The 26,147-nt window shown below is 67.8% G+C and carries 24 protein-coding genes and 4 pseudogenes; 22 read left to right on the top strand and 6 right to left on the bottom strand.

Features of this window, described 5'->3' with window-relative positions; all coding sequences use genetic code 11:
* The first annotated feature begins 3 nt into the window (after positions 1–3).
* The 9 genes and pseudogenes from OHA88_RS00605 to tpg all read left to right on the top strand — a co-directional run.
* Positions 4–1,281, top strand: a complete 1,278-nt coding sequence (locus tag OHA88_RS00605; protein WP_328623738.1) for an ABC transporter permease — start codon at positions 4–6, stop codon at positions 1,279–1,281.
* A 362-nt stretch (positions 1,282–1,643) separates the two neighbouring features.
* On the top strand, positions 1,644–2,885 hold the full coding sequence (locus OHA88_RS00600; protein WP_328623737.1) for an extracellular solute-binding protein: 1,242 nt from the start codon (positions 1,644–1,646) through the stop codon (positions 2,883–2,885).
* Positions 2,882–3,661, top strand: a complete 780-nt coding sequence (locus tag OHA88_RS00595) for an SDR family NAD(P)-dependent oxidoreductase (protein ID WP_328623736.1) — start codon at positions 2,882–2,884, stop codon at positions 3,659–3,661. Before OHA88_RS00600 ends, OHA88_RS00595 begins: the two co-directional genes overlap by 4 nt.
* Before the next feature lie 16 nt (positions 3,662–3,677).
* Positions 3,678–4,148 (top strand): VOC family protein, encoded by a 471-nt coding sequence (locus OHA88_RS00590; RefSeq protein WP_328623735.1) that lies wholly within the window; start codon positions 3,678–3,680, stop codon positions 4,146–4,148.
* 11 nt (positions 4,149–4,159) lie between these two features.
* On the top strand, positions 4,160–4,540 hold the full coding sequence (locus OHA88_RS00585; protein WP_328623734.1) for a muconolactone Delta-isomerase: 381 nt from the start codon (positions 4,160–4,162) through the stop codon (positions 4,538–4,540).
* Positions 4,541–4,844: 304 nt separating this feature from the next.
* Complete coding sequence (locus OHA88_RS00580) at positions 4,845–5,930, top strand: Gfo/Idh/MocA family protein (protein WP_328623733.1); 1,086 nt, start codon at positions 4,845–4,847, stop codon at positions 5,928–5,930.
* Complete coding sequence (locus OHA88_RS00575) at positions 5,927–6,985, top strand: LacI family DNA-binding transcriptional regulator (RefSeq protein WP_328623732.1); 1,059 nt, start codon at positions 5,927–5,929, stop codon at positions 6,983–6,985. The genes OHA88_RS00580 and OHA88_RS00575 overlap by 4 nt, the downstream gene beginning before the upstream one ends.
* Before the next feature lie 96 nt (positions 6,986–7,081).
* The gene (locus OHA88_RS00570; RefSeq protein WP_328623695.1) at positions 7,082–8,215 is read left to right on the top strand and encodes an IS630 family transposase; all 1,134 of its coding nucleotides are present in this window, start codon (positions 7,082–7,084) and stop codon (positions 8,213–8,215) included.
* Between the two features lie 113 nt (positions 8,216–8,328).
* Positions 8,329–8,625: pseudogene (gene tpg / locus OHA88_RS00565) on the top strand (telomere-protecting terminal protein Tpg); the annotation flags it as partial.
* A 159-nt stretch (positions 8,626–8,784) separates the two neighbouring features.
* Here the strand turns inward: tpg and OHA88_RS00560 are convergent.
* Complete coding sequence (locus tag OHA88_RS00560) at positions 8,785–10,302, bottom strand: restriction endonuclease (RefSeq protein ID WP_328623730.1); 1,518 nt, start codon at positions 10,300–10,302, stop codon at positions 8,785–8,787.
* A 329-nt stretch (positions 10,303–10,631) separates the two neighbouring features.
* Here OHA88_RS00560 and OHA88_RS00555 point away from each other — a divergent pair, with 329 nt between their 5' ends.
* The 3 genes from OHA88_RS00555 to OHA88_RS00545 are packed head-to-tail and all read left to right on the top strand — an operon-like array spanning position 10,632 to position 14,135.
* Positions 10,632–11,234, top strand: coding sequence for a helix-turn-helix domain-containing protein (locus OHA88_RS00555; RefSeq protein WP_328623729.1), 603 nt, complete (start codon positions 10,632–10,634; stop codon positions 11,232–11,234).
* A 22-nt stretch (positions 11,235–11,256) separates the two neighbouring features.
* A complete protein-coding gene (locus OHA88_RS00550; RefSeq protein WP_328623728.1) occupies positions 11,257–13,419 on the top strand; it encodes a hypothetical protein in 2,163 nt (720 codons plus the stop codon).
* Entirely contained in the window at positions 13,419–14,135 is a 717-nt protein-coding gene (locus tag OHA88_RS00545) for a helix-turn-helix domain containing protein (protein ID WP_328623727.1), read from the top strand. The genes OHA88_RS00550 and OHA88_RS00545 overlap by 1 nt, the downstream gene beginning before the upstream one ends.
* A gap of 500 nt (positions 14,136–14,635) precedes the next feature.
* On the opposite strand, the gene OHA88_RS00540 is transcribed toward OHA88_RS00545, so the two are convergent.
* Positions 14,636–14,899, bottom strand: a complete 264-nt coding sequence (locus tag OHA88_RS00540; protein WP_328623726.1) for a BlaI/MecI/CopY family transcriptional regulator — start codon at positions 14,897–14,899, stop codon at positions 14,636–14,638.
* Between the two features lie 64 nt (positions 14,900–14,963).
* Positions 14,964–15,443: a MarR family winged helix-turn-helix transcriptional regulator gene (locus tag OHA88_RS00535; RefSeq protein WP_328623725.1), complete on the bottom strand. Its 480-nt coding sequence runs from the start codon at positions 15,441–15,443 to the stop codon at positions 14,964–14,966.
* 386 nt (positions 15,444–15,829) lie between these two features.
* Here OHA88_RS00535 and OHA88_RS00530 point away from each other — a divergent pair, with 386 nt between their 5' ends.
* The 5 genes and pseudogenes from OHA88_RS00530 (at position 15,830) to OHA88_RS00510 (ending at position 17,934) form a co-directional block, all read left to right on the top strand.
* Positions 15,830–16,204: a hypothetical protein gene (locus OHA88_RS00530; protein ID WP_328623724.1), complete on the top strand. Its 375-nt coding sequence runs from the start codon at positions 15,830–15,832 to the stop codon at positions 16,202–16,204.
* Between the two features lie 192 nt (positions 16,205–16,396).
* Positions 16,397–16,603 (top strand): hypothetical protein, encoded by a 207-nt coding sequence (locus tag OHA88_RS00525; protein WP_328623723.1) that lies wholly within the window; start codon positions 16,397–16,399, stop codon positions 16,601–16,603.
* Positions 16,604–17,042: 439 nt separating this feature from the next.
* Positions 17,043–17,224 (top strand): annotated as a pseudogene (locus tag OHA88_RS00520) (mycothiol transferase); the annotation flags it as partial.
* Positions 17,167–17,721, top strand: coding sequence for an SMI1/KNR4 family protein (locus OHA88_RS00515; RefSeq protein ID WP_328623722.1), 555 nt, complete (start codon positions 17,167–17,169; stop codon positions 17,719–17,721). The pseudogene OHA88_RS00520 and the gene OHA88_RS00515, both read left to right, overlap by 58 nt.
* A 30-nt stretch (positions 17,722–17,751) precedes the next feature.
* Positions 17,752–17,934, top strand: a complete 183-nt coding sequence (locus OHA88_RS00510) for a hypothetical protein (protein WP_328623721.1) — start codon at positions 17,752–17,754, stop codon at positions 17,932–17,934.
* 73 nt (positions 17,935–18,007) lie between these two features.
* Here the strand turns inward: OHA88_RS00510 and OHA88_RS00505 are convergent, their stop codons facing one another.
* The gene (locus tag OHA88_RS00505) at positions 18,008–18,343 is read right to left on the bottom strand and encodes a hypothetical protein (RefSeq protein ID WP_443044342.1); all 336 of its coding nucleotides are present in this window, start codon (positions 18,341–18,343) and stop codon (positions 18,008–18,010) included.
* Between the two features lie 153 nt (positions 18,344–18,496).
* Positions 18,497–18,874: pseudogene (locus tag OHA88_RS00500) on the bottom strand (NAD(P)-binding domain-containing protein); the annotation flags it as partial.
* A gap of 756 nt (positions 18,875–19,630) precedes the next feature.
* Between OHA88_RS00500 and OHA88_RS00495 the strand changes: the two are divergent.
* The 3 genes and pseudogenes from OHA88_RS00495 to OHA88_RS00485 all read left to right on the top strand — a co-directional run.
* Positions 19,631–20,227: a TetR/AcrR family transcriptional regulator gene (locus OHA88_RS00495; protein ID WP_313935013.1), complete on the top strand. Its 597-nt coding sequence runs from the start codon at positions 19,631–19,633 to the stop codon at positions 20,225–20,227.
* Positions 20,228–20,888: 661 nt separating this feature from the next.
* On the top strand, positions 20,889–22,079 hold the full coding sequence (locus OHA88_RS00490; RefSeq protein ID WP_328623720.1) for an IS110 family transposase: 1,191 nt from the start codon (positions 20,889–20,891) through the stop codon (positions 22,077–22,079).
* A gap of 148 nt (positions 22,080–22,227) precedes the next feature.
* Positions 22,228–23,523, top strand: a pseudogene (locus OHA88_RS00485) (NF041680 family putative transposase); the annotation flags it as partial.
* Positions 23,524–23,721: 198 nt separating this feature from the next.
* Here OHA88_RS00485 and OHA88_RS00480 read toward each other — a convergent pair.
* Positions 23,722–24,378, bottom strand: coding sequence for a TetR/AcrR family transcriptional regulator (locus tag OHA88_RS00480; RefSeq protein ID WP_327128861.1), 657 nt, complete (start codon positions 24,376–24,378; stop codon positions 23,722–23,724).
* Between the two features lie 107 nt (positions 24,379–24,485).
* On the opposite strand from OHA88_RS00480, the gene OHA88_RS00475 reads away from it, so the two are divergent.
* Positions 24,486–25,496 carry a zinc-binding dehydrogenase gene (locus OHA88_RS00475; RefSeq protein WP_328623719.1) on the top strand — a complete coding sequence of 337 codons (1,011 nt, stop codon included), beginning with the start codon at positions 24,486–24,488 and terminating at the stop codon, positions 25,494–25,496.
* A gap of 20 nt (positions 25,497–25,516) precedes the next feature.
* Positions 25,517–26,119 (top strand): NADPH-dependent F420 reductase, encoded by a 603-nt coding sequence (locus OHA88_RS00470; RefSeq protein WP_425900939.1) that lies wholly within the window; start codon positions 25,517–25,519, stop codon positions 26,117–26,119.
* The last annotated feature ends 28 nt before the right edge of the window (positions 26,120–26,147 follow it).

The raw sequence follows: 26,147 nt of genomic DNA, 5'->3' as shown, positions 1-26,147 counted from the left end.
ATCGTGAATTACGGTACCAAAACCGGCGAGAGCCGTACCCGACAGCTGAGCACCGCCGCCCTGCGTCGCGCGCTATCGCCGCGCTCTGCGGGAGTGGTCTACGCCCTCGGAGCCCTGGTAGCGGCGCTGACCATAACCTCGTCGGTGCAGGGCCGACCCGCCTACCTCAGCGCCGTCAACATCAGCAACATCCTCGACCAGTCAGCGCTGATCGGCATCCTTGCGATCTTCATGACGGTTGTGCTGATCAGCGGCAACTTCGACCTGTCCATCGCGTCCACCGCCGCGTTGTCGGGAACGATCGCGCTGGACCTTGTCGACCAGCACGGCGTTGCCGTGGCGCTGGTTGCGGCGCTGCTGGCCGGGATCGCGGTGGGGCTGGTCAACGCCGTGCTGGTGCAGAAGGTCGGCGTCAACGCGTTCATCGTCACGCTCGGAACACTCACTGCCGTGCGCGGCGTCGTGCAGGTGATCCTCGACGGACAGAGCATCACGGCCACCGACACCTCCTTCCACACCTTCGAGACAGCACGACTGGCACCAGACCGGTCTGTCGCCCTCGCCGTCGGCGTCGTCCTCGTGGCCGTGGCCGCAGCGGTCGGCGCCTACGGCAGGAACAAGAACAGGCCGGTTGGGACCGTGGTGGCCGTCGCCGTGGCCGGCTTCGCAGTGCTGGCCGTGAGCCTGTTCCAGCCCGACCTGCTCAACCAGACCGTGCCTGTGTGGATCATGCTGGCTCTGACCGTCGTTACCAGTGCGGTGCTGCGCTACACGGTGGTCGGCCGGAACCTCTACGCCGTGGGCGGCAACGCGGAGGCGGCCCGCCTGTCCGGGATCAATGTCGACCGCTACAAGATGTCCGCGTTCGTGCTCAACGGGGCCATGGCAGCTCTGGTAGGGGTGCTGTTCGCGGGCAAGTTCAACTCGGTCGACCCCACCGTGCTCACCGGTGGTGAGCTGACCGTCATCGCCGCCGCTGTTCTCGGCGGAACCTCCCTGTTCGGCGGTTCCGGATTCGTGGCGAAGTCCGTGGTCGGAACTTTGATCCTCTTCACCTTGAGCAACGGCTTCAACGTCCTCAACATCGGCTCCAACTACCAGAATGTCGTGCAGGGCGGCGTCCTGATCGCGGCTTCGGCGCTCTACACAGCCACCTCCTCGCGCGGGCAATCCTTCCTTCGCTCACGCTGGTCTGCGTGGCGCGGCAGCAGCTCGCAGGCGGCCTCGACGCAAGAGGAGGCCGCACCGATCGCCCTGCCGGAAACCAGCCTGGTCGAGTGACCCCAGCCTGCCGGGCACACCGCTGGCACCCACCACTTCGCCCCCAGCGCGCGTACCGGCGCCGCCGCGCCAAGGCGACAGGACTGTATTGCAGAAGGTTGTGAGTGGGCGCCCGGGCCCCGTGCGGACTGCGTGATCGCACTCTGCTCATGCATGGCATGTACACAGTCGGCTGGTACCCGCGCTTGAATGGTGGGACGGGCTGAGGTGCTCGTCGGTGCCGCCGGGACGCGGCGCGGCTTGCGTGGGCGTCCGGGGGAGCGGCCGCGGGCGGCCAGTCTTGGTAATCATGTGCGGTCCTTCCTTGTTCGGGAAGCCCCGTGATAAAAATCAGTCAATCGTTTGAGTGAAAGGGGTCCAGAATGCCTGAGACCACACCACTGGTGCTTTTGGGTCGCAAATTCGACGGCTTCGAGCGGGCACTCACCGCACAGTTCCGAGCGATACCCGACGTGTCCGCACGATTCGAGCTGGTGGAGATCGGTGACCTGGAGGACAAGGTCCTGCACGGGGACGGCGCCACCTCCGGTGCCAACGACGTACTGATGTTGATCACCGACTGGCTGCCCGCGCTGATCGAATCGGGTCGACTGCTTCCGCTCGACGAGCATTTCGCTGCGGCTCCGCCGCAGGGATGGCCGGACGCGTGGGTTCCGTCACTGCGAGAGCTGCAGCGCGGTCCCGACGGCAAGACGTACGGCATCGCGTACCACGACGGTCCGATGATGCAGCTCTACCGCACCGACCTGTACGGCGACCCCAAGGAACAGGCCGGGTTTGCCGAACGATTCGGATATCCGTTGGCCCCGGCCACCAACTGGTCGCAGATGCACGACCAGGCGATCTGGTTCAACCGACCCGACGAGGGCCTCTACGGTACCGTCCAGGCGGGCTTTCCTGACGAGCACAACAACGTCTACGACTTCCTGACACATCTGTGGAGCCGCGGCGGTGAACTGATCGACGGCTCGGGCCGGTCCGGGCTCGACCGGACCCCAGCCCTCGAAGCCATCGACTACCTGCACGATCTGTGGCATGTGAGCCGGGTGGTCGACCCCGCAGCCGCGGACTGGGACAGCGTCGCCTCCGGTGTGCATTTTGCCGCCGGAGAAGCGGCGATGATGGTCAACTGGTGCGGCTTCGCGGCCCTTTCCGCAGATCCTCAGTCCCCCACCCACGGGCTGGTCGGCTGCGCGCCGGTACCGGGCGGCGAAGGCCCGGACGGCTCCACCGTGACCATGAACGCCTACTGGGTACTCACCGTGGCGTCCGGCACCTCCGACCCCGACCGGGCGATCGACCTGATCCGGCGGCTGGCCACGCACGAGATGGACGTACGCACCGCGATCGGCGGAGGCTCGGCAACCCGGCGCGATTCCTGGGCCGCCACGGAGGTCCAGGCGATTGCACCGTACTACGGGGTCCTCGAGCAGGCACATGCGCACGCCCGGTCCGTGCCGGTTGACTCACGCTGGCCGGTCATCGCGGGCATCCTCAACGAGATGATGCGTGCTGTCGTCGTGGACGCGTCCGGCCGCCGCGCACTGGAGCAGGCACACGCGCGGTTGAACGAGTTCCTCGCCGGCACGAAGGACGCAGGATGAGCGGGAGAGCCCCCGTCGCGGTCGTGACCGGTGCGGCCGCAGGCATTGGTGCGGCAACGGCCGAGAAACTCGTCGGCGCCGGCTACTCCGTAGCCCTGTGGGATATCGACGAAGCCGGCTCGGCCGCCCTTGCCGCACGCCTCACGGACCAGGGCGGGCGCACGGTCCCAGTGCTGACCGATGTCGCGGACCCCTCATCCGTAAGGGAAGCGCTCGCCGTCACCCGTGAGGCCCTGGGCACGCCCACGGCAGTGGTCTGCGCCGCTGGCATCATGGCGCCGCAGCCGTTCCTCAAACTGTCCGCCGAGACCTGGAACCGCACACTGCGCGTCAACCTCACAGGTACGTTCACGGTGTTGCAGGCCTGTGCCACAGCGATGACCGAGGACGGTCTGCCAGGAGCCATGGCGGCGGTGGCGAGCGTCGCGGCCCGCGGGCCTCGCGCCGATGCTGCCGACTATGCGGCCAGCAAGGCCGGCGTGGTCAGCGTCGTGCGGTCGGCAGCCGTCGCACTCGCTCCGCACGGCATCCGTGTCAACGCCGTCTGCCCCGGCGTGGTCGACACCCCGATGACCGCACATAACACTCAGGAACGTGCCAAGCTCCAAGGCATTCCCGAGGAGCAGATCACCAAGACTCTTGTCACGAAAGTGGCGCTGGGCCGGATGGCCGCCGCACACGAAATAGCCGCCGTCGTGGCCCGCCTGCTCGGGGACGAGTTCGGCTACGTCACCGGGCAGGCGCTCAACGTCTGCGGCGGCCTGGAATTCGACTGAACCGGAGAACGTACACATGCTGGCTGTCTGGCACTTCAGCTTCACCGTCTCCGACCTCGATGCGGCCGTCGCCTTCTACGTCGACGCCCTCGGATGTACCTGTGTTCACCGGCAGGAGCAGAGCAACGAGTACACCCGAAAGCTCGTCGCCTACCCCGACGCGCATCTGCGCATCGCCCAGCTGCGAATCGGCGAGGGCGTGCAGGTGTCCGGACACCACCTCGAACTCGTGCAGTACCTTGCACCGCGCGGTGAACGCGGCGACCGCAACATCGCCAATCCCGGTGCGGCTCATCTCGCGTTCGCCGTCGCTGACATCGAAGCCGAGTACGCCCGGCTCAGTGCACTCGGCGTACGGTTCTTCTCCACCCCGAACCTGATCACCGACGGTGTGAACAAGGGCGGAGGCACGGTCTACTTCTACGGGCCGGACGACATCGTGCACGAACTCGTTCAGCCACCCCACCGCACAACGCCCTTGCCGTGAACGGAGGCACCATGGAGTTCCTCGTGCGGTTGGAAACCCAGCTCCCTGCGACGATGTCCCCGGCGGAGCGCAACGCGCTGCTGGAGCGCGAGTCCGCACAGGGACGCGAGCTGCGCCGGGATGGTGTCATCAAAGCGATTTGGCGGCTTCCGGGCCGCCTCGCCAACGTCGGTATCTGGACGGTTGACGGCGCCGAGGCCTTGCACTCGGCCCTCGCCAGTCTCCCGGCCTGGCCCTGGATGACAGTCACGGTCACCACCCTGGCCGCCCACCCACTGATGTCCGACGAGACGCAGCAGTCGTCTCCCGGCGCCAGGCCGCCTGCCGAGGTTCCGCAGAAGTCCGCTTGCCGCATCCTCCCTGGTCAGTCCGCATGCTGTGACTCTAGGTGACGGGGCTTCTGCGGAACCCCGGGCCTACGTAGTCTGCATTTGCCACCAGCGGTGTGCTCATGCACGGTCGAGCGAGGCAAGCACGGATGGGGTGGCCGAATTGGATTCCGGGGACGTCGACGCGTAAAACCACAGCAGGGCTTCCTGATTCTCACCGGGGCTTGTTGGGCTCTGAGTTGAGAGTTACAATGCCACCAAGTCAATCGTTTGACCTCGACGGGATGAGCCGCATGGTCGGCGCTCTCGCGGCGGGGTGTCGCGGCCTGGCCGAGGCCGGCCGGTAGAGCCGGCAGAAGGGAAAGACATGCTTGAGCTGTTTGCTCCGATCGCGGCGGCCTGCGACCTCACTGTCGCGGAGCAGGACAAGCGCCCGATCGCCATCGTCGGTGCGGGAGTCATCGTGGACGTCGCGCACCTGCCCGCCTACCGTCGCGCCGGACTCGACGTAGTCGGCATCTACGATCTCAATGCCGACCGTGCGGCCCAGGTCGCGGCCCGTCACGGCGTGGAGAAGGTCTACCGGTCGCTGGATGAGCTCCTCCTCGACGAGCGTGTAGAGGTCGTCGACATTGCAGTTGCCCCGCAGGCACAACCTGCTGTCGTCCGTCAGGCATTGCGCGCGGGTAAGCACCTGCTGTGCCAAAAGCCGTTCGCCCCGGACGAGGAAACGGGCAAGGAACTCGTCGCGCTGGCCCGCAAACTCGACCTTCAGATCGCGGTCAACCAGCAGCTGCGCTTCGACGAGGGCATCGCCGCTGCCCGCGCCATGGTACGGGCGGGATGGATCGGCCACCCCACCGCCATGTCCGTCACGGTCAACATCGCCACCGACTGGACCGCTTGGGAATGGCTGCTCACGACCGACCGGCTGGAGATCATGTTCCACTCCATCCACTACCTCGACGCCATCCGCTCCATTCTGGGCGATCCTGTACGCGTGTTCTGCACCGGCAGCCGCACCCCCGGCCAGCTTCCGAAGGGCGAGACGCGAACGATGAGCACACTTGTATATCCTGGCGACGTGCGCGCGCTCGTACACGTCACACATGAGAACAGGACCGGAGACCCGGAAGCCTTGTTTCGCATCGACGGCAGCGAGGGCAGCATCAAGGGCACACTCGGTCTGCTCTACAACTACCCCGACGGGCGCCCAGACACCCTGGAAGTCAACAGCCGCATACTTCCCACCGACGGCTGGCTGCCCTACCCGGTCACGACGCGATGGATACCGGACGCCTTCGCCGGCCCGATGGGCTCGCTGCTCAAGGCGATCAGCACCGGATCCACCCCCGAGACCACAGCCAGCGACAACCTGCACACCCTGCGTCTGCTCCACGCCCTCTACGATTCGATGGACACCGGCGAGAGCCGGGCGCTGGAGAGTTCATGACTACGAAGCCCTCGCCTGGCGGTCGTCAAGCGCGCGTGACCCTGGCGGACGTGGCGGCGCATGTGGGAGTCGACCCTTCGGTGGTCTCTCGCGTCATCAACGGCGACCCACGCCTGTCCGTTCGGCCCGAGACACGCGAGCGCGTGGTCGCCGCCATCAAGCAACTCCGCTACCGCCCGAACGCCGCCGGCCGCAGCCTACGGACCGCGCGAGCAGGCATGCTCGGACTGTTCATCCCGGATTTCGCCAACCCTGTCTACGCCGAGATCATCAAGGGCGCTCAGGCAGCGGCTGCGACGCTCGGATATGTCTTGGTCACCGGCAGCGCTACGGGCGACAAGCCCGGGACACGCCAGTACATCGACCTGCTCGGCCAGGGCCGGGTTGACGGGCTCCTACTGGCAGGAACCGACACCGACAAAGCGCTGATCGACAGACTCAACGACGTCGCAATGCCCTGGCTCCTCGTCAACCGGCGAGCAAGCTGGGCGCGACGTTGCGTCATTCTCGATGACGAGCGCGCCGGTGACCTAGCAGTCGAACACCTGGCGGCGCTCGGGCACCGCCGCATCGCACACCTGGCCGGCCCGACCGGGGAAGACACCGCCCTACGCCGCCGCGCCGGCTATCTCGCCGCGATGGAACGAAACGGGTTGCCTCACGAGGACGGACTCATCGTCCACGCCGACTACGCCCACGCCGGCGGCGCTATGGCCATGGCCGCGCTACTCGCGCTCGACGAGCCTCCAACCGCAGTGTTCGTGGCCAACGTTGCATCGGCCATCGGCGCCCTCCACGCCGCCCACGCCGCGGGCGTCGAGGTGCCCCGCGACCTGTCGGTGGTGGCGGTACACGACCTCCCGCTGGCCAGCTATCTCACACCGCCGCTCACCACCGTGCGGATGCCGCTGGAGGACCTCGGCCGACGCGCTGTCGAACTTCTGGCAGGCAGCAGTCCTGACGACCCCATCGAGGAGATCGTGGACGACGCGGTCGAGCTGATCGTGCGCGGCTCAAGCGCACGCGCCCCACGACGCCGCGGGAAGAAGCCCTAGCTAGCTAGTGCCGGATCAGGCAACGTTTGCCCTGTTGTGATGTGACGCGCCGTCCGGGTGCTGTAGTGGACGGCGCGTGGGCATCATTCTGTCCGGGTGCCAGAACGAGTGCGTGTCCGAGAGATCGATGATGATGAGGGGCGGCGACTGCTGCGGATTATCCGCAGAGGCGCCGGGTCGGTGGTGACCTGGCGGCGGGCCCAGATGGTGCTGCTGTCCGCGCAGGGCATGCCGGTGGCGAAGATCGCCGAGGTGTCGTTCACCAGCGACGACCGGGTCCGGGACGTGATCCACAACTTCAACGCCGACGGCTTCGACTCTCTGTATCCGAAGTACTCCGGTGGCCGGCCGAAGACGTTCACGCTGCCGGAGCGCCGTGAGATCAAGAAGATCGCGAAGTCGAAGCCGACCGAGCACGACCTGCCGTTCTCGACCTGGAGCCTGACCAAGCTGGCGGACTTCCTGGTCGCCGAGGGGGTGGTCGACGACATCAGCCACGAGGGCCTGCGCATCCTGCTCCGCGAGGAAGGCGTCTCGTTTCAACGCCTGAAGACCTGGAAGACCTCACGCGATCCGGACTACGCGGCCAAGAAAGCGCGGGTCGAGCACCTGTACGCCATCGCCGACGGCGAGGTTATACCCGAGGACGGCGAACCCGAAGTCATCTTCTGCATGGACGAGTTCGGGCCGCTCAACCTGATGCCCCACCCGGGCCGGCAGTGGGCCGAGCGCGGCGGCACACACAAGGACCCCGACCGTGAACCGCGCCGACGGCGACGAGCGACCTACAACCGCTACGGCGGGGTGCGACACCTGTTCGCCGCCCTGGACCTGGCCAAGGACAAGCTCTACGGCCACATCAAACCGGTCAAGAAGCGCACCCAGTTCCTGGAGTTCTGCCGCTACCTGCGCAGCCTCTACCCGGACACCGTCCGGATCGCGATCGTGGCCGACAACTTCTCCCCGCACCTGACCACGAAAAGGTGCCAGCGGGTCGGCACCTGGGCTGCCGCGAACAACGTCGAGATCGCCTACACACCGACCAACTCCTCCTGGCTCAACCGCATCGAGGCCCAGTTCACGGCCCTGCGCTACTTCACTCTGGACGGCACGGACCACGCCGACCACAAGGAACAGGGCAGCATGATCCGCCGCTACATCATCTGGCGAAACCGCCATGCCGACGACCAGCACCTACAAGCCGTCGTCGACAGGGCAAACGTTGCCTGAGGCGGCACTAGACATACGCCGCCGCGACCGCCTCGGCGGCACTCTCCACGAATACCAGCATGCAGCCTGACCTCGGTGGATGAGGTTTTCGGCAGGGGCAACGCCGCCGTGCCCATAAAAAGGTCCTCAACCACCAGCATCAGGGCATGTGGGTGCACTTCAGAGCCTGGTTCGGGTTCACCGGAGCAGCCGGCAGTTCTGACGACGGCCGGATGCGCCATATCTCCGAACACCTGCCCACCGCCTACGCGGCCCGGCTGTTCCAAGCCCGGTACCGCAACGGGGACGAACACGAACTCCGCACCATCGTCGGAGACGCCGTCGGCGAGGCCTATTTCAAGGTCTCACCCACCGGCGGCCTACACATGGTGCAGCTCACTGACATCGACTACATCGAGTTCTCCTACTGATAGTTGAATTGCGCTGATATGTGCCCAGACGCTCTGAGGGCGTCGATGACGCGCAGCCCGCGGCCGCTCGTGCCCAAGGGTGTGGCACGTGAGCCCAACTGGCCACCGGATCCGTCATGCTGCTGGTTGCCCGGACCTCCAGAGCCGCTCCCTTTGGTGTCAGGTGAGGTCGCGGGTTTCCCAACCGGGTGGGAGTTTGGGCAGGCCAATGAGTGCGTCGATGCCGAGGTGCTCGAGGAGGAGGGCTTTGAGGTGGCGGCCGTCGATGAGTTCCATGCGGCCGGTGCGGTGGGCGAAGTCCCAGCTGGCTTTGCCGAACCATGCGGTGGTGACGACGATGCCTTTGGCGGCGGCTTTGTCGTGCATGACGCCGGCGAGTGCGCGTACGGCTTCGGCGGGCACGGCGTTCTTGGAGCGTTTGGCCTGGATGATGCACAGGCCGCCGATGAGGGGTTCCTCGTTGACGGCCACGGCATCGACTCCGTCGTCGCGGGAGGCCTGGGTGACCCAGGACTTGAGGCCGATCTTCTCGAAGAGACGCCGGATGAGGTGCTCGAACTCGATGGGATCCAGCGTGACGAGGTCGGGCCGGCTGTCCAGCCCGGCGACGACATCGCGCTCAGGAGCCAATTTGTACTTGGCGAGGTCGAAGGTGACCACGGGCCGGACGGGTTCCAGGTCGTAGGGGTGCTGGGAGACGATGGCGTTGAGGAAGTGCAGGCTCTGAACCGGGTCGAGTTCCGGCTCGTCCAGGACGAGGTCCTCGAACGTGTCCCGGCTCGCCCTCAGACTGATCAGACAGGGCCGGATGGCTTTCCCGGTGGCGCGGTCCTTGGCGTGGACGTGCCCGTTGAACGCCACCACGTCGACCAGTGAGGGCGGGGCCACCGTGAAGGCCTCGTCGATGGCCCTCAAAGCGAGCCGTGCGACGAGGTCTCTATACATGGCCTTGCACTCGGCCTCTTTCCGTGGCTGCGGCACCACTGCCGCAGGTGCGGATGCCTTGTACCGGTACTGCGTGACAGCCGGCACTACCACCTGGCCAGGCAGTTCGACTTCCAGGACCAACTCCCTCGCTTCCGGCGCGAAAGCCACGCGACGCCCACCGCGAAGACCGTCGGGGTAGACAACTCTGCTGAGCGTCTCCTCCACGCAGCCGGTCAGGCCATCGGAGCCACCTTCGCTGAAAGCTTCTTCCACCCGCAGTCGGAGCGTGCGAAGACCACCAGGCCGTGTGTGGAGTACGGACATCAAGCGATCCACTTGTGTCTCGACCTCAGCTGTCTTGAGAGTCGCCTCCTGACGCAGGCGGTCGCTCATCTCCTGCTTCGCACGCCGTTCTGCCGCCGTCCTCTCACGCGCTTCGGCCCGCTTCCTCTGCTCAGCCTCCTTGGCCCGGGCTGCCTCACGCTTCTCCAGATCCCGGACGATCTGCTCGGCCTTCCGGGACTCGGCGGAACGCTGAGCTTCCTTCTCCTTCTGCGTACGGACCCAGGCCTGGGCCCGCTCACGTTCCCGCCTGGCCTCCTCCTTGGCGCGCTGAGCGGCCTCCCGTTCCGCCGCGCGGGCCTGACGATCACGCTCTGCCTCGGCCCGCTTGGCAGCAGCGGCCTTCGCCTCCTGCGCATCCCGATATGTCTGCACCAACTGCGCCGCCAGAGACTTCCTGCGAGCCATCCGCCCCCCTTTGTTACAGACCGAAGAAGGAGAGCTGCCCTGCGGCACGGACCGTCAATCCGAATGACTTGCTTGATGGCTCAAGAGGTGGCTCGGTGGGCGACTTTGAGACACCCGGGGAGCTGAGACCTTCACGTGTCCGCCGACGGATCGGATTCGCATCCCCAACCGAGAGGCCCTGCCCACATGCCCCCGCTACCGCAAGATCACCCGACCACCGTCACAATGACAGCATCCCAACTCAGATATCTGATCAGGCTTGCATGAGGGATGTGTGTGCCGATATCGTCCAGGCACGGCACAGGCACGCGTCCCCAGGGAGACAGGCAATGCTGCTCACGACGGGACAGGCCGCCGAGGAACTGGGCTGCGCAGTCACCACCTTCCGTCGCCTCGTCAATGCAGGCGTGCTTCCCGGTCTCTCCCGCCGCGGCGTCCGTGTGATGACGCCTCTCTGGGTCGTTCAAGCCCTGCAGGAACGCCCCCACGCCCCCTTGCACCACCTGGATGCCAAAGAACTCGGGGTGCTGCGCGTCGACGTGGCACGCCGAGTCGGCGACACCGACCGGCAGTGGATCGGATACGCATCTGCCCTCGGCCCCGAGGATCTCCTCAGGAGCCTGAAAGGCTGGTGGCGCTGCGACGCCGCCAGTGTGGCCGCCGGGGGAGTGCTGCCGGTGACTCTGTCGGGGTACGTCGTGGCCGTCCTGACCGGCTTGGACACCTGGGAGAGAGGTGAGGGCGGACGACACGCATTCCCGGACGCAGTCCTCGCCGGATACCTCACCGACCTGGCCACACCCGTCAAGCACCTGACCGCACCGCAGCAAACCGACCGTGACGTGGCGGACCTCCTCCTGGGCACCCGCCTCACTTCGCACTCGGGCGGCGCCATCGCGTACGTCGCAACCGGTAACCGTTCCGCCAACTGACCTGCAGGCACAAGGGATCGTGATGGACGCAAAGACCTACAACGCGCAACTCGCCGACTTGCGCGCCCTGCGCGACGACATCAAGAAGACCCAGGCCGCGCTCGCGAAACTGGAAACGGACCGCGCCCGGCAGATCACCGCGCTGGCCGGATACGAGAAGGCGAAAGCCGAACGCATCGCACCCGCAGCCGGGCTGAGCCTCGCTGACGTCGTGGCGATCGCCCCGATCCTTGCCCCGAACCGGCTCGCCGGCAACGTATCAGCAGCGGAGACCGCCACAGTGCCTCCGGCCCCCGAACCCGCCGCCGAGACGGCACCGGTCAACGTCGCCGAAGAGGAACCCGCCCAGACCGGCACAGTTGCCCCGGCCATGACCCGCCCGGTCCCCCAGCCGGCGTCGGAGCCCGAACCACCCTCAGCACCCCCCGCTGCTGCTCCGCCAGCAGCGGCACCGCAGACTGCGCCGACTCCTCCCAACCGTACCGGGGAGCAGCGCACTCTTCCCGGCATCCCTCAAGGCCCCGACGGCGACCGGTGGTTCACCCACACAGCGAACCTGGCCTCCACCCACCCGAACTTCACCCAGCAGGCCCGCAGCACCGTCTTCCTCGACACTGATGCGGGCGTGCTGGTCCACCGCGACCAGACCTTCCGCCTGGACCTGCCGACCGCCAGTGCCGCCGAAATCCTGAACACGGTCTTCCACGCTCTGCCCGGCGGCGTCGAACGGATCTACATCACCGCCGGAACTCCCTGGCACCACCAGGCCGACCAGCACCCCTTCCTCAAGGACGCAGTCGCCGCCTGGCTGAACGCCGACACTCCCGGGTGGCGCACCGACACCGGCCGCGGCAAGGACCGCATGGCCGGACACTTCGTCCACCCCCGCAACCCCGTCGGCCGCTACCAGCGCGCCGACGGCGAACACCACGTCGAAATCCGCTCAGCGGGGGAGTGGTTCGACACCGAGGGCGCCGAACCCGCCATCATCCGGGACGCGTTCGTCCTGCTGTGGAAGGCCCTGCGCCACCACTGGCCCGACGCCGTCATCATGGGATCCCCCTCCCAGACCGGCCGCGACCTGTGGACCCGCACCATCCCCACCAAGGGCCAGTACGCCGACGGCTACCCCGTCCTGTCCGAAGAGCTCCGCGGCCTGTTCCACGCCACCGCCGGACAGGGCCGCACGGAACTCATCACCCCGCCCCGCGTCCCTGAACAGCTTCCCGGCCTGGCCGAGTACGACCGCACCTTCGCCTACGCCAAACACACCTGGAAATCCGGCGTCGGCACACCCCGCCGCGTCACCGCCGCCACCTTTGCCTCCTGGTCACAGAAGGAACAGACCAAGGCCCTGTTCGCCTGCGGCCACTGGCACGTCCGCGTCACCGTCCCCGACACCTGGAACCACGTCGGGATCCTCCCCGCGCCCGCCCCCGGCGACCGCGCCTGGCACTACCCGGCCACCCCGGGAACCACGTTCACCACCTGGGCCGGCGGACCCGAAATCCACACCGCCCTGTCCAACCCCCGTGGGCCGTGGAAGATCGAAATCCTCGACGGCATCCTCTTCGACGACGGCAAACCACTGGACGACTGGTCCAAGAAACTCAAAGAAGCCTGGGCATCCCTCACCGCCCAAGCCGACCTCAACGGCGACCCCGCACAGCGCACCGCCGCCCACCTCGCCTCCCGTGCCGTCCGCGCGATCCTCCTCTACGGCATCGGCGCCTTCGCCCAACGACCCCGCACCGTCACCGGCACCACCCCCCGCACCCACGAGCGCGACGTCCCCCCGGACGCCGAAATCATCGGCTTCGACAACGACACCATCACCTGGCAACGCCCCACCGGCTTCACCCGCGACCCCAACGCCCACCCGGAATGGGCCGCCCACATCTGGTCCTCCGCCCGCGTCGCCCTGCTCTCCCAGCGACACCGCGACGACGACACCTACGCCGGGGCCCTCCACGCCCCGCCCGGCACCGTTATCGCCTTCCGCACCGACGCCGTCTACCTCACCCAGCCCCAGAACTGGCCCTACCACGGGCAGCCCGGCGACTACCTCCACAAAGGCCACCTCACCGGCCCCGTCCCCGCACCCACCACCGAAGACGAACTCCTCGCCCTGCGCGACCACGCCCGCACAGCCCTCCACCAACCCCGCACCAACCAGGAGGCCTGATGCCACCCCGTGCTCGACGCCGGACCCCGGAACCACAACTCAACGAAGCAGCCCGACTCGCCGACCAGCTCCAGGCCCACGGCTACACCAAACGCGACATCGCCCGCATCATCAACCGAGACCCCTCCCTCGTCTCCCAGTTCTATACAAAACACAAAGGCGCAGCCTTCGTCCCCGCCCTCACCCACGTCCTCGCCGCCGTGCAAACCGCGGGCATCACCGACACCACGGAACTCGCCACCCTCGCCGCACGACACATCACCCGCCGCACCACCGCCACGGGCACCAGAGCCCGCGTCCGCACCAAAGCCGTCCTCATCACCCCCACCGGAACCGGCACCGGCCGCGCCGGCGCACAAGCCATCGCCTCCGGTTCCGCCCGCCTCCGCCCACTCATCGCAGAAGCCGCCAACCAAGGCCTCCGCATGGCCTTCACCGTCCGCATGGCCAAGACCAGCTACCTCCACGCCTCCGGCAGTCGCACCGACTCACCCGGCATCCGCCGCGACGTCATCCAACGCGCCGACCACACCGAAGAACGCTCCTACGGCTCCGCCACCACCGGCGGCTTCGATGCCGCAGACTTCGCCCACCGCGTGGACCAAGCAGGCGGCGACGTCACCTCAGCCGTCCACCAATGGCTCGTCCAAAACGGGCGCATCCACCCCGACGCCCACATCACCCACCTCGAGATCCGCACCTGGCGCCCCCGCTGACCAGCACGGAGCCTGGCAGCCACTGGTCGCGACGCTGAAGGAGCCGCTAGGTCTGCATGCCCATCAGCTGCCCGGCACTCCTGCCGAAATTCAGCATCTACACGCCAGCGCCGGACCTGGGCCGCGAAACGAACCTCGTGATCACCCCAGGCCCTGCCCCTTGTCCCCCCGTCCACGGCGAGACGGCTTCCAGCGGCTTGTCGTAGACGCGGTGCAGCGGGGGTGGGCCGCCTTGCCCGGGGGGAATGCGTCTCGGCGCGGACCGCAATAGACTCTTTTCAACTTGAAGGGGCACTCGCCACATCATGGCCACTGCCCCTCTCTTCTTGCCCGCATACCGCTCCAGCGGTCTTTGAGTCTCGGGTGTGCACGGTATCCGCGACGGCGCAGGCGGCTAGCACTCGGGGGCCGTGGATGGTGACAACACGGGCCCTTGTTCCGGCCCGGGGCGCCGTCGGTCCGCGGCCTAGCGGCGATGAGATGGGCGCTCCTGAGAGTGCTCAGCCGGCCACTGCCTCCTGCTGGGAGCCGGCCGCAGCAGCCTCCGAGGCGGCCGTCGCGGTGTAGAAGACGGACGGGCCCTGCTTGGTGCGCTGAGCCTGGCTCTTGGCGACCAGTCCTTCGAGGGTGGTACGCACCGCGGTGGTCTTGACGCCGCGGTCAGGGTGGGCCTGAGTGAGCGCGGCGGAGATCTCGGTGGCGGACCGCGGCTCGTTCAGGCGCGATCTGCAGGAGACAGTCAGAGCTATGGCAGGGCCGCACATGGATAGTGCGCGCTGTACTTTTCCCGTTCCGCTGCGCGGACGGGGGCCGGAACGGGCGCCGGGGTCACTCCTCGGAGCGGACCTCGTCGCCCCGCGAGGTGCGCACGCGGGCCAGGAGTCCGCGGAGCACCGCGATCTCCTCCGGGGACAGGTCGCCGCAGAGGCACCGCTCGACCTCGTCCACCGCGGCCCGGGCCTCGGCCAGGACGCCGCGCCCGCGGTCGGTGATGGTGACGATGTGGCGGCGCCGGTCGGCCGGGTCGCGACGGCGCTCGACGAGCTGCGCGGACTCCAGGTCGTTGAGGATCGCGACCATGATGCTCGGATCCACCTCGAGCGCCGCGACGAGACCTTGCTGCCCCATGGATCCGCATCCGCCGAGCAGCATCAGCGTGGCTCCCGCCCGCGGCGCCAGGCCGCAGGAGTCGAAGGCGCGCTGGACGCGGCTGTTGGCGATGGCGCCGTGCCGGGCCAGCAGGAAACCGAGCTGCTCCAACGGGTCGCCGCCGGCAGCACCCTCAACCGTGATCTCGTTCACTGCCATACCTCCACCATAGCACGACGACAACCATCGTGAGGGTCTGGTAATCCATGACTCTCAACGATTTTCGCGCGCGCGAGGACGCGATGATCCGACGCGCCCGCTCTCCTCGGCGGCGGATGTTCAGGCCAGGTTATTCCACTTCTCCGGATTCCTTGCGCGAGGCGATGGTCACACCCCATAAACCATTGACCACCATCAACCATCTGTTAGGTTCCATTCAGCAGCGATTCACAGCAACGCCGGCCCTCACGGATCCAGCGCCTGCGAACCAGGAACTCCGCCCCGGCGGCCCCGCGGAATCGCCCCCGCACGACGGGGACCGGCCCACCGGCCGGACCGTCGTCCGACGCCCCGCACACCGGGGCACAGCAAGGAGAGAACCAGTCATGAACAAGTGGACGCGCATCATCGCCACCTCCACCGCCTCGGTGGCGCTCGCCGGCACCGCCCTGCTCGGCGCCACGGGCTCCGCTTCCGCCGCTCCCCGGCCCTCCGGCCAGGACCGGCAGACCGTGACCGTCAGCAGCACGGCATGGGACAGGAACGCCGATCGCGCCGGGAACGACAGCCGGCGCTGGAACGACGACCGGCGCTGGAACGACGAGATCCGTCACCACTACGACTACGGCCACCACGGCGTGCAGTACTGGCACGGGTATGACGGCAAGCTCTACCGGTTCGACGGCCACCGCCTGGCCCGCTGGAGCCACGGCCACTGGGTGACCGTCTGGCTGTCCTACGGCCACGGGCCCGTCCGCTGAGGCGCGACCGGATCCGGCATACCCCGCCGGACCACGCGCGCCCCGGCGACCGGACGACGACGTCCCGGCCGCCAGGGCAGGGAGCCTCGCCGGTGCCGAGCCGTCCCGTCCTCGCACGGCCCGGCACCAGCCGGCTCCCGCCCCTCGTCCTGCCCCGATACCGCCGGCACACCGAAAGACCCGGAGAACACCATGCTCAAGACCATGCCGACGACGAAGTCCGGCGGACTGCTCAACAACGCCTTCGTAGCGGTGCGGCGCCGACAGTCGGCCGCCGCCTCCAGCACCGGACGGCACCGCGGCCGGCCCGCCAGTGAAGGCCTCACCTCCATCGCCGCACCTGGCCTGGGCGCCCACCGCCGCCCACTCGACACCCCCCCCGCGGCCGCTCAGGACTGAAGCACCGCCAGTGCCGCTCCACGACACCAAGTCCCGCGGACGGCTCCGACATCGACGAATCACCGGTCCGCGCCCTGCTGCGTGACCTGCATCCGGGCCCCGTCGACCTGCGCTGGGTCGACGCCGGAGGGGGCAACCAACTCTGGCGCTTGCGAGACGAGTCGGCCGTGCGTCTGCCTCGCACACCGCGCGCCCAGCGCTCCTGCGCAAGAACAGCTCCCGTCCCGGCTCAGAACCTTTCGCTCCCGGTGCCCCTCCTCCGCACCGCATTCGGCGCGCTCCACGACGCCCTCGGCCGTGACTCACCAACGGGTCGGGCAAGGCGGCCCACCGCGAAAGCGAGCTCTTCGAGTCGATGGCACCGTGACGAAGATCATTATCACGGAGGGGCCGTAACTTCGGGTGCCCCTTCCCGACCGCACCGGTAGCGTGCGGCGGCATGACATCGGACGTGCAACGCCCGCCCCCGCTCCAAGCGGGAATGCACCGCGGTCATCGGTTGGCTGGACCTGCAGCGGCAGATCCTGCGCTGGACATGAGGGCCTGAGCGACGAGGACGCGCATTGCCCGGTCCTCCCGACCTCACCGGTGATGACGATGGCCGGTCTGATCTCCCACATGCCTGGAAGCCCCGCAGCAGCTACGGAGTACACCAGCCGCTCACTGATAAGGAGGTGCGCAACGCCGAGCGATTGCTCGGTGTCACGCTCCCGACTTCGCTTCTTGACCTGCTGCGCACTCAGAACGGGGGCGAGTCCGCAGCCGACCGGAACGCCTTCCCGACAGTCAAGCCGACTTCCTGGAGCGCCGATCACATCCCTTTCGACCACTTGATGGGCATCGGCGACCGCGAACACGCGGTCTCTCTGCTGGACAGTCCGTACCTGATCGAGGAATGGGGTCTTCCCGCGCCTGCCGTGCTCCTCTCCGGCGGCGGGCACTACTGGATTGCGCTCGACTATCGGTCATCCGGCCGACATGGGGAACCATCGGTGACGTGGTTCGACGCCGATCGCAATGAAGAGCTGGCCCTCGCCTCGGATTTCCGATCCTTCGTCGAGGGCCTTACCTCCGCCAGTGACTTCGACAGCGAAGACATACCCACGACTGATGTCTGACCGGGGAAGGGTGGAAGACAGCAGCTGAGGGTGGCACGTCCCGAAGGACACTCCCGCGGCCGCCTCAGTACTTCCGCTCAAAACCCGCTCGCCCTCACCGTCGAAGCAGACATCACCCCCGGCAGCGGCTTCCTGCACTCACACGCTGGAGCGGCCTATCGCGTGGACGCCACCGGCGTCGACCTGACCCACCTGCGCCGCATCACCCTGTGACTCCGAGCGGACGAGCTCGTCGACGAGCACCTCTCCCCGGACGCCGGATACCCCCTCAAGATCGGCTCCAGCATCAGCCGGCAGGCCGGACCAACCCACCGTGAGTACATCGTCGAGATCGCCGATGTGCAAGCGGTCGACCGAACACGCGTACGAGCCGCGCGTCTCGGTCGAGGGCGGTCTGTACGGTCCAGCGTCCGGTGCCCTTCTGTCCGGCGCTGTCGGCGACGATGTCGACGAAGGGGAGCCCGGTGGAGCTGTCCGTGTGGGCGAGGACTTCGGCGGTGACTTCGATGAGGTAGGAGTTGAGGCGGCCGGTGTTCCAGGTCCGGGAGATCTCCGCGATCTGGGACGGCTCGTATCCGGCGGTGTGCCGCAGCAGATGGTAGGCCTCGGCGATGAGCTGCATGTCGGCGTACTCGATGCCGTTGTGGACCATCTTCACGAAGTGACCGGCGCCGTCGGGACCGAGGTGGGCGACGGTGCGGGCGCTGTCCGGGGCGGTGGCGGCGATGTCTTCCAGAAGGGGGGAGAGCAGCTGATAGGCCTCTTCCGAGCCGCCCGACATGATGCTGGGGCCGTGGAGGGCGCCTTCCTCGCCGCCGGAGATGTCCACGCTGGCGAAGTGGATGCCGCGGGCGCGCAGGGCCGCTTCACGGCGGCGGGTGTCGGCGAAGTGGGCGTTGCCCCGTCCACCAGTACGTCTCCGGGATCGAGCAGGGGTGCGAGTTCGTCGATGACTGCGTCGGTGGGTCTCCGGCCTGCACCATGATGATCAGGCGCCGTGGTCGCTGTAGTGAGGCGACCAGCTCTCCTTCGTGGACTCGGCCGGGACGAACGTTCCTTCGTCGCCGAACTGCTCGACGAAGGCGTGGGTCCGCGCCGGGGTGCGGTTGTGGACGGCCACGGTGTAGCCGTTGCGGGCGAGATTGCGGCCCATCACGGACAGGCCGGGGACGCCGACGTGCGCGGTTGCAGTCATGGCTGTTCCTTGTCTGTGGTGGCGGAGTCGGGGATGGCCGCGTGAGGGTGCGGGCAGCTGCGGGGGACCTGTAGGCCTGGCCGGCAGCTTCGTGCCGTGGCGGAAACGGCCTGCAGCGCGGACACGGTGCCGGGGAGGCGGATCCGGCGCAGTCGGGCAGGGGGAATGGTCGTGCAGGTGATCGGCATGGACGTGACTCTCGGTGTTGCTCTGCGGTGGGTCATGGGCTCGTCGCCGTTGACGAAGCTGGAGGCGTCCGAGGCCAGGTTTGAGGGGGTGTGGTGAGATTTGGGCCTGGCCTCTGTCGGCGAACCAGTCGTCGCCGTTGACGAAGCTGGAGGCGTCCGAGGCCAGGTTTGAGGGGGTGTGGTGAGATTTGGGCCTGGCCTCTGTCGGCGAACCAGTCGTCGCCGTTGACGAAGCTGGAGGCGTCCGAGGCCAGGTTTGAGGGGGTGTGGTGAGATTTGGGCCTGGCCTCTGTCGATGAACCAGTCGTCGCCGTTGACGAAGCTGGAGGCGTCCGAGGCCAGGAACGTCGCTGCGGCGAACCGCCTGGCGATGGCGAGCCCGATACCGCTGTTGGCCCCAGTGACGACCGCCACCTTGCCTGCGAGTACTTCCGTCAGGCTGCGCCCACTCCTCAGTTCTTGACTGGATCGTCCATAAGGCTAACCATTGTGGACGAACCAGTCAAGTATGCGTAGGCTTGCCCCCATGGCACGACCTCGAAAGTTCGACGAGCAGCAGGTGCTGGACACCGTCCGGGAGCTGTTCTGGGCGGGCGGGTACGCCGCGACGCGCATGGACGACATCGCCGCGGCGACGGGCCTCGGCAAAGGCAGCCTGTACGGCGCGTTCGGCGGAAAGCAGGAGCTGTTCCAGCGCGTGTTCGAGGAGTACTGCCGCGCGATCGTCGACGCCACCGCCCAGCACCTGCGCGGTGACGACAAGAACGCGTACGCGCGGCTGTCCGCTTACGTCCACGCGGTGGCGGCGGCCACCGCCGCAGACACCGCTCAGCGCGGATGCCTCCTGGCCAAAGGCGCCGCCGAGCTGACTGAACACGACAAGACGGTGGCCAAGCGGGCGCACGCGGCCATCGAGGCACTGCGCGCACTGCTGGAGGACGACATCGCCGCCTGCCAGCGCAACGGCGACCTCGCCGCGGACGCGGACCCCGGAAAGCTGGCCGCGCTGGTGCTCGCCGTACTGCGCGGCATCGAAGCACTGGGCAAGGCCGGAGCGAACGAGGAGACGCTGACAGACATAGCCCGCACCGCCCTCGCCGTACTGCCCCGCCCCACAGGCTGACGGCCCCGCCACGCCACGCCGTCAGGACTGCAGGTAGGGCCTGACGTGCAAGAAGTCCGGGACGGTGTGAAGTAGCGTCGACGTAAAGTCCCGAATCCCTCCACCAGGGGTGTCCAGGGACTCCAGTTCTTCGGGCTCGGACGCAGGCGTTCCAGACGGTGGGCGCGGACCCTTTGCGGGTGCTCGACTGAGCACCTGACCTGACCGGCATGACTCGTGCGCCGGCGATGATCGGGTCTCGCCTGTGAGCCAAACGTCTGCCGCGCACGGCAGCATTACGGAGGGGGGCTCACCGAAAGCTGTGGCAATCGACCCACCGACTCCACCCTGAAAACCTCAGCAGTGCCGCATCAAGCAACGTTCGCCCCACCCTGCCGGACGGGTCTGCGGCAGGTAGCGGTGGGAAGCGGTCCGCGTAGTCTCAGCTTGTCCTACCTTCCAAGCGTGGGTCTGAGCTGGTCCTTCGTAAGATCAGCGGGCCCGGGGGTTCTGGGTATGGCTGTGAGCTTGTCGCCGTTCCATGGCTCAAAGAACTTGGCCGCCCGGAGCCCCGCGACGACTCGACCGCTAATTGGGATACGCGACTTGATCGCTGTGTAGGACAACGTCGGCGAGGTCGTCTGCGGGTCCGTGTGTGACGACGAGCTGGCGGAGGTGACCCGTGCCCCAGATCTGGGCCGGAGTGGACATCGGCAAGGAACACCACCACTGTGTGGTGGTCGACGAGCGAGGCGAACGCCTCCTTTCCCGCCGAGTTTTCAACGACGAACAGGCTCTGCTGGAGCTCATCGCAGACGTACTCGCGCTGTGCGAGGACGCCCTGTGGGCGGTGGACATCAACCATGGCGGCGCCGCGCTGTTGATCGGCCTTCTGCTCAACCACCGGCAGCCGATGGTCTACATCACCGGCCTCGCCGTGCACCAGGCGTCGACGGCCTACCGGGGTCAGGGCAAGACGGACGAGAAGGACGCGTTCGTCATCGCTGACCAGGCACGTATGCGCCAGGACCTCGGTCTCCTGCGGCCCGGTGACGAGATAGCCGTCGACCTGCGCACCCTGACCGCCCGCCGCCTTGACCTGGTCAACGACCGCACCCGTCAGACCAACCGACTGCGAGCTCAGCTACTTGAGTTCTTCCCTGCTCTGGAGCGGGCGTTGAACTTGAGCAAGAAGGGTCCGGTCGTGCTGCTGACCGGTTACCAGGCGCCGGCCGCGATCCGCCGCAGCGGGGCCAGCCGGATCGGAACCTGGCTGAAGAACCGCAAGGTGAAGAATGCAGCAGCGCTCGCCGAGACGGCCGTCGAGGCGGCCAAGTCGCAGCACACCGCACTGCCGGGTGAGACTCTCGCGGCCGCCATGGTGGCCCGGATCGCCAAGGGCGTGCTGGCTCTCAACGAGGAGATCGCCGAACTCGACGCGCTCATCGAGGGCCGGTTCAGCGAGCACCGACACGCTACGGTGATCCGGAGCCTGCCTGGCATGGGCTCCCTCCTCGGTGCCGAGTTCATCGCCGCTACCGGCGGAGACATGGAAACTTTCGGCACGGCCGACCGCCTGGCGTCCTTCGCCGGCCTCTCACCCGTGCCGCGGGACTCCGGACGCGTCAGCGGCAACATGCGCCGCCCACGCCGCTACCACCGAGGCCTGCTCCGGGCCTTCTATCTCTCCGCGATGGCCAGCCTGAGAACCTGCTCCGCCTCCCAGGCCTACTACGCACGAAAGCGCAACGAGGGGAAGGGCCACAAGCAAGCCTTGCTCGCTCTGGCTCGTCGACGAGCCAATGTCCTGTGGGCCATGATCCGCGACGGAGCATGTTACGAGGCCCTACCAACCGTCACGGCAGCGGCTTGACATCGTCATTGGGAAGTTCTTTATCTCTCGCCCTTGAATGGCGTCTCGAACTGGGTCGCTCACCTGGGGATTCGCCGGACGTGGGGGCGGCCTTCGTCTGATCATGTGCTCCGACCAAGGTGCACGTGACCAAGACGAAGGCCGTGAGGTGAGTCTGCTGCCTGATGCTGTCCGGAGGGACGTTCGCGGAGGTGTCACGCTTCCGGGGAGAGTTCTACGAGTGTCTGACCGCTCGGCGGACGAGTTGTTCGAGCTGGTGGACGCGGTGCTGTGTGCGGACGGTGCGGTGAAGTCCCCGGTGGACTTGACGCTGCTGCCCGAGCATCGTCGTGGGCACGGAGCGATGTACGGCGGGCTGAACCATGGCCGGATCGATGTCGGTCGGCTGAGGACAGTACTGGCCGACCTGTCACTGCCGCGTTTCGACGGCGGGCGCCTGGTTCTGGCGGTTGATGTGTCGCCGTGGCTTCGCTCGGACGCGCCGTGCTCGGCAGAGCGGCTGTTCTGCCACGTCTACGGCCGTGCGAAGTCGGCATCGCAGTTCATTCCGGGCTGGCCCTACTCCTTCGTCGCCGTGCTAGAGCCGGGCGCCACGTCCTGGACCGCGATCCTGGACGCGGTCCGGCTCGGACCGGCGGACGACGCGACCGCGGTCACCGCCGCCCAGCTGCGGGGCGTCGTGGAGCGGCTCATCGCCGCGGGCCAGTGGCAGGCCGGTGACCCTCATATCGTGATCGTCAGCGACGCCGGCTATGACGTCACCCGCCTGGCCTGGGTCATGCGTGACCTCCCCGTCGAGCTGGTCGGCCGGGTCCGCTCCGACCGCGTCTTGCGTCTGCCGAGGCCGCCGAGGATGCACGGCGTCAACGGCCGTCCGCCCAAACACGGCCCGGAATTCCGCTTCACCGAGCCGAAGACCTGGCCCGAGCCCGCAATCACGACCGTCACTGACACCACCAACTACGGCAAGGCCGAAACCCAGGCCTGGGACCGGGTCCACCCAAGGCTCACTCACCGCTCTTCCTGGCTCGACCATGACGGCGAACTACCCCTGATTGAGGGCACGTTGATCCGACTGAAGGTCGAGCACCTCTCGAAGGAACGGGACGCCCCGCCGGTGTGGTTTTGGTCCTCGAAGACCGGCGCTACCCCGGACGACGTAAACCGCTTCTGGCAGGCTTTTCTCCGTCGCTTCGATCTGGAGCACACCTTCCGCTTCGCGAAGCAGACCCTCGGCTGGACCACCCCGAAACTCCGTACCCCCGAAGCCGCGGACCGCTGGACCTGGATTCTGATCGTCGCTTACACCCAGCTCCGACTTGCCCGTCCGCTCGCCGAAGACCTCCGCCGCCCCTGGGAGAAAGCCGCCGCACCCGACCGGCTCACCCCGGCCCGAGTCCGCCGCGGGTTCAGGAACATCCGCGCTCATCTCGCCTGCCCGGCCGTTGGCGAGAACTCTGTTTGTCCTGGGCCGCTACAGTTTCAACGCCTCCGTTCCGTGCGTGGGTCTACGTCCGCTGCGTGACCCGGATGCGATCGAGCTCGACGAAGACGGCGCGCAGGAGTGGAGCCCTCAACCAGGTCGGGCCGATCGGCCTGGTAGGGGGCGTGTCCGTTCCTGTGCCTGTCGGGGCCGGGCCGTCTATCGCGAACGCCTCGGTTCCACGTCCGGCAGCGGCCCTGAGTCGTATCGGTCGAGGGCGTGGCTGCGGCTGGTCTGCAGGATCTCGTCGGAGAGCTCGGGCTCGACGTGGCATACGGCGCGGGCGAGCATCAGCGCGCCGACCATTTCGCTGAGCAGGCGGATGGCCCTGTGGCGGGCCTCGGCCGGGTCGGGCTGGTGGCCCTTGTCCTCGGTTTCGCGCAGGAACTCGGCGGCGAAGCCGGTGAGGTAACCCTCGACGCCTTCGGCGTATGCGCTCTGTACGGCTTCGCTGTGCCGTCCGGCGTCGGTGACCAGGGAGGCGGAGGGACAGCCGCCGTCCGGGGCGTCACGGTGCGCGGTGGACAGATACCCGGCCACGACCCGCTCCAGCGGAGAGCCGGCCTGGCCCGGACCGTCCTCGATCGTCCGGGCCAGGCCCCCGAGCGAGGCGGCGTAGGAGGCGCCGCACACCTCCACGACCAGGTCGTTCTTGGAGGCGAAGTGGTTGTAGAAGCCGCCGTGGGTGAGTCCGGCTTCCTTCATCAGCTCGGCGATGCCGACCGCGTCGATGCCCTGCGAGCGAAACATGCGGCTCGCCGCTTCGAGGATGTTCTGCCGGTTGCGGGCCTTGTCCTCCTTGGTGATCCGCGGCATGGCCGTCCTCTCGCGTCGCTCTCGATTTGACATTTTTAATGATGCCTCTCATCATAGCAGGACAGTTTCAATGATGACCATCATCAATAGTTCGGAAAGAGAGCGTCATGCGCGCCATCGCCTACGACCGGCACGGAGAAGCCGGGCAGGTACTACGCCTGAGCGAGCAGCCGGCCCCTGCTGCGCCCGCGGCCGGGCAGGTGCAGGTGCGGGTGCTGTCCCGGCCGATCCACCCCGGCGACCTGGCGGGAGTGGAGGGCCTTCCGGGTGGGCCGCGGCAGCGGTTCGCCACGCCACGGATTCCCGGCGTGGAGGGAATGGGCGTCATCGAGACCGTCGGCGTGGGTGTGCAGGATCTGCGGCCCGGTCAGCGGGTGGCGTTCTTCCCGGTGCCGGGCGCGTGGAGCGAACTCGTCACGGCGCCGACCGATCTTGTGGTGCCGGTGCCCGAGGACCTCAGCGACGAGACCGCGGCTTTGATGCTGGTCAACCCGCTGACCCTGCTCTCCTTGCTGCGGGCGGTCGAGGACGCCCAGCACGGCCAGGCCGGTCCGGTGGTGCAGACGGCCGCCGGTTCGTCGGTGGGAAAGCTGGTCAGCGCCGCAGCACTCAAGCACGGCATCGAGCTGGTCAACCTGGTACGCAGTGCCACGGGGGCGCAGACCTTGCGGCAGCGCTTCCCCGGACTGCCGACCATCTCGACGGCCGACGCCAACTGGCGCACTCAGGTCCAGGACGCGACCGGCGGCCGGGGTGCCCAGGTCGTACTGGACGCGGTGGGCGGATCCCTGACCGGTGAGCTGGCCGGGCTGCTCGCCGACGGCGGTACGCTGATCACCTACGGAGGGCTCGGTTCCGGCAGCACGCCGCTGGAGTCGCTCGCGCTGACCCCGCGGGCTCTGACCGTGCGGGGCACGTCCATCTTCCAGTGGATGGCCGCCCGCACGCCTGAGGACCGGGCCGAGGACGTCGCCTTCGCCGCCCGTCTGGCCGCGACCGCCCCGGAACTCTTCGAGGTCGCCGCCAGCTACGACCTCGCCGACTTCGCGAAGGCCATCGACCATGTCCGCCGCCCCGGCAAGAGCGGAACCGTCCTGCTCACCAGCCCCGCACCCTGAACCCCACGAAGGGCACCGCCATGAAGATCGGAACCCTGGGCGCCGGAACCGTCGCCCAGGCCATCGCCCGCCACGCCGTGGCCCACGGCCATCAGGTCGTGCTGAGCAACAGCCGCGGCCCCGCCTCCCTGGCCGGCCTCGCCGACGAACTCGGACCGCTCGCCCACGCCGGCACCCCGGACGAAGCCGCCGCGGCGGAACTCGTCGTGCTCGCAGTCGGCTGGCCCCAGATCCCGGACGCGGTAGCCGGCCTGCCACCCTTCGACGGGCGCATCGTCATCGACGCCACCAACCAGTTCGCCTCCCCGCCCCCGCCCATGATGATCGCCGACCTGGGCGAGCTGACCGGCAGCGAACACGTCGCCTCACTGCTGCCCGGAGCCCGCGTCGTCAAGGCGTTCAACACCCTCTACGGCCAGTACATCGCCGCCGACCCGCGCCACCGGGCCGGACGCCAGGTGCTGTTCCTCGCCGGTGACGACGCCGACGCCAAGACCACCGTCAAGGACCTCACCGCCGCCTTCGGCTTCGCCCCCGTCGACCTCGGCTCCTTGCGCGAGGGCGGACGCCTCATGCAGCTCGGCGGCCCACTCTCCGGCCTCCACGCCCTCAAACAGGACTGAGCCGGGCCCTCGCCCATTCCCCGCTCTC

It is taken from the genome of Streptomyces sp. NBC_00353, from assembly GCF_036108815.1.
Lineage (GTDB): Bacteria > Actinomycetota > Actinomycetes > Streptomycetales > Streptomycetaceae > Streptomyces.
Note: the sequence above shows the minus strand (reverse complement) of the source record. Positions and strands in the feature narration are given on the sequence as shown.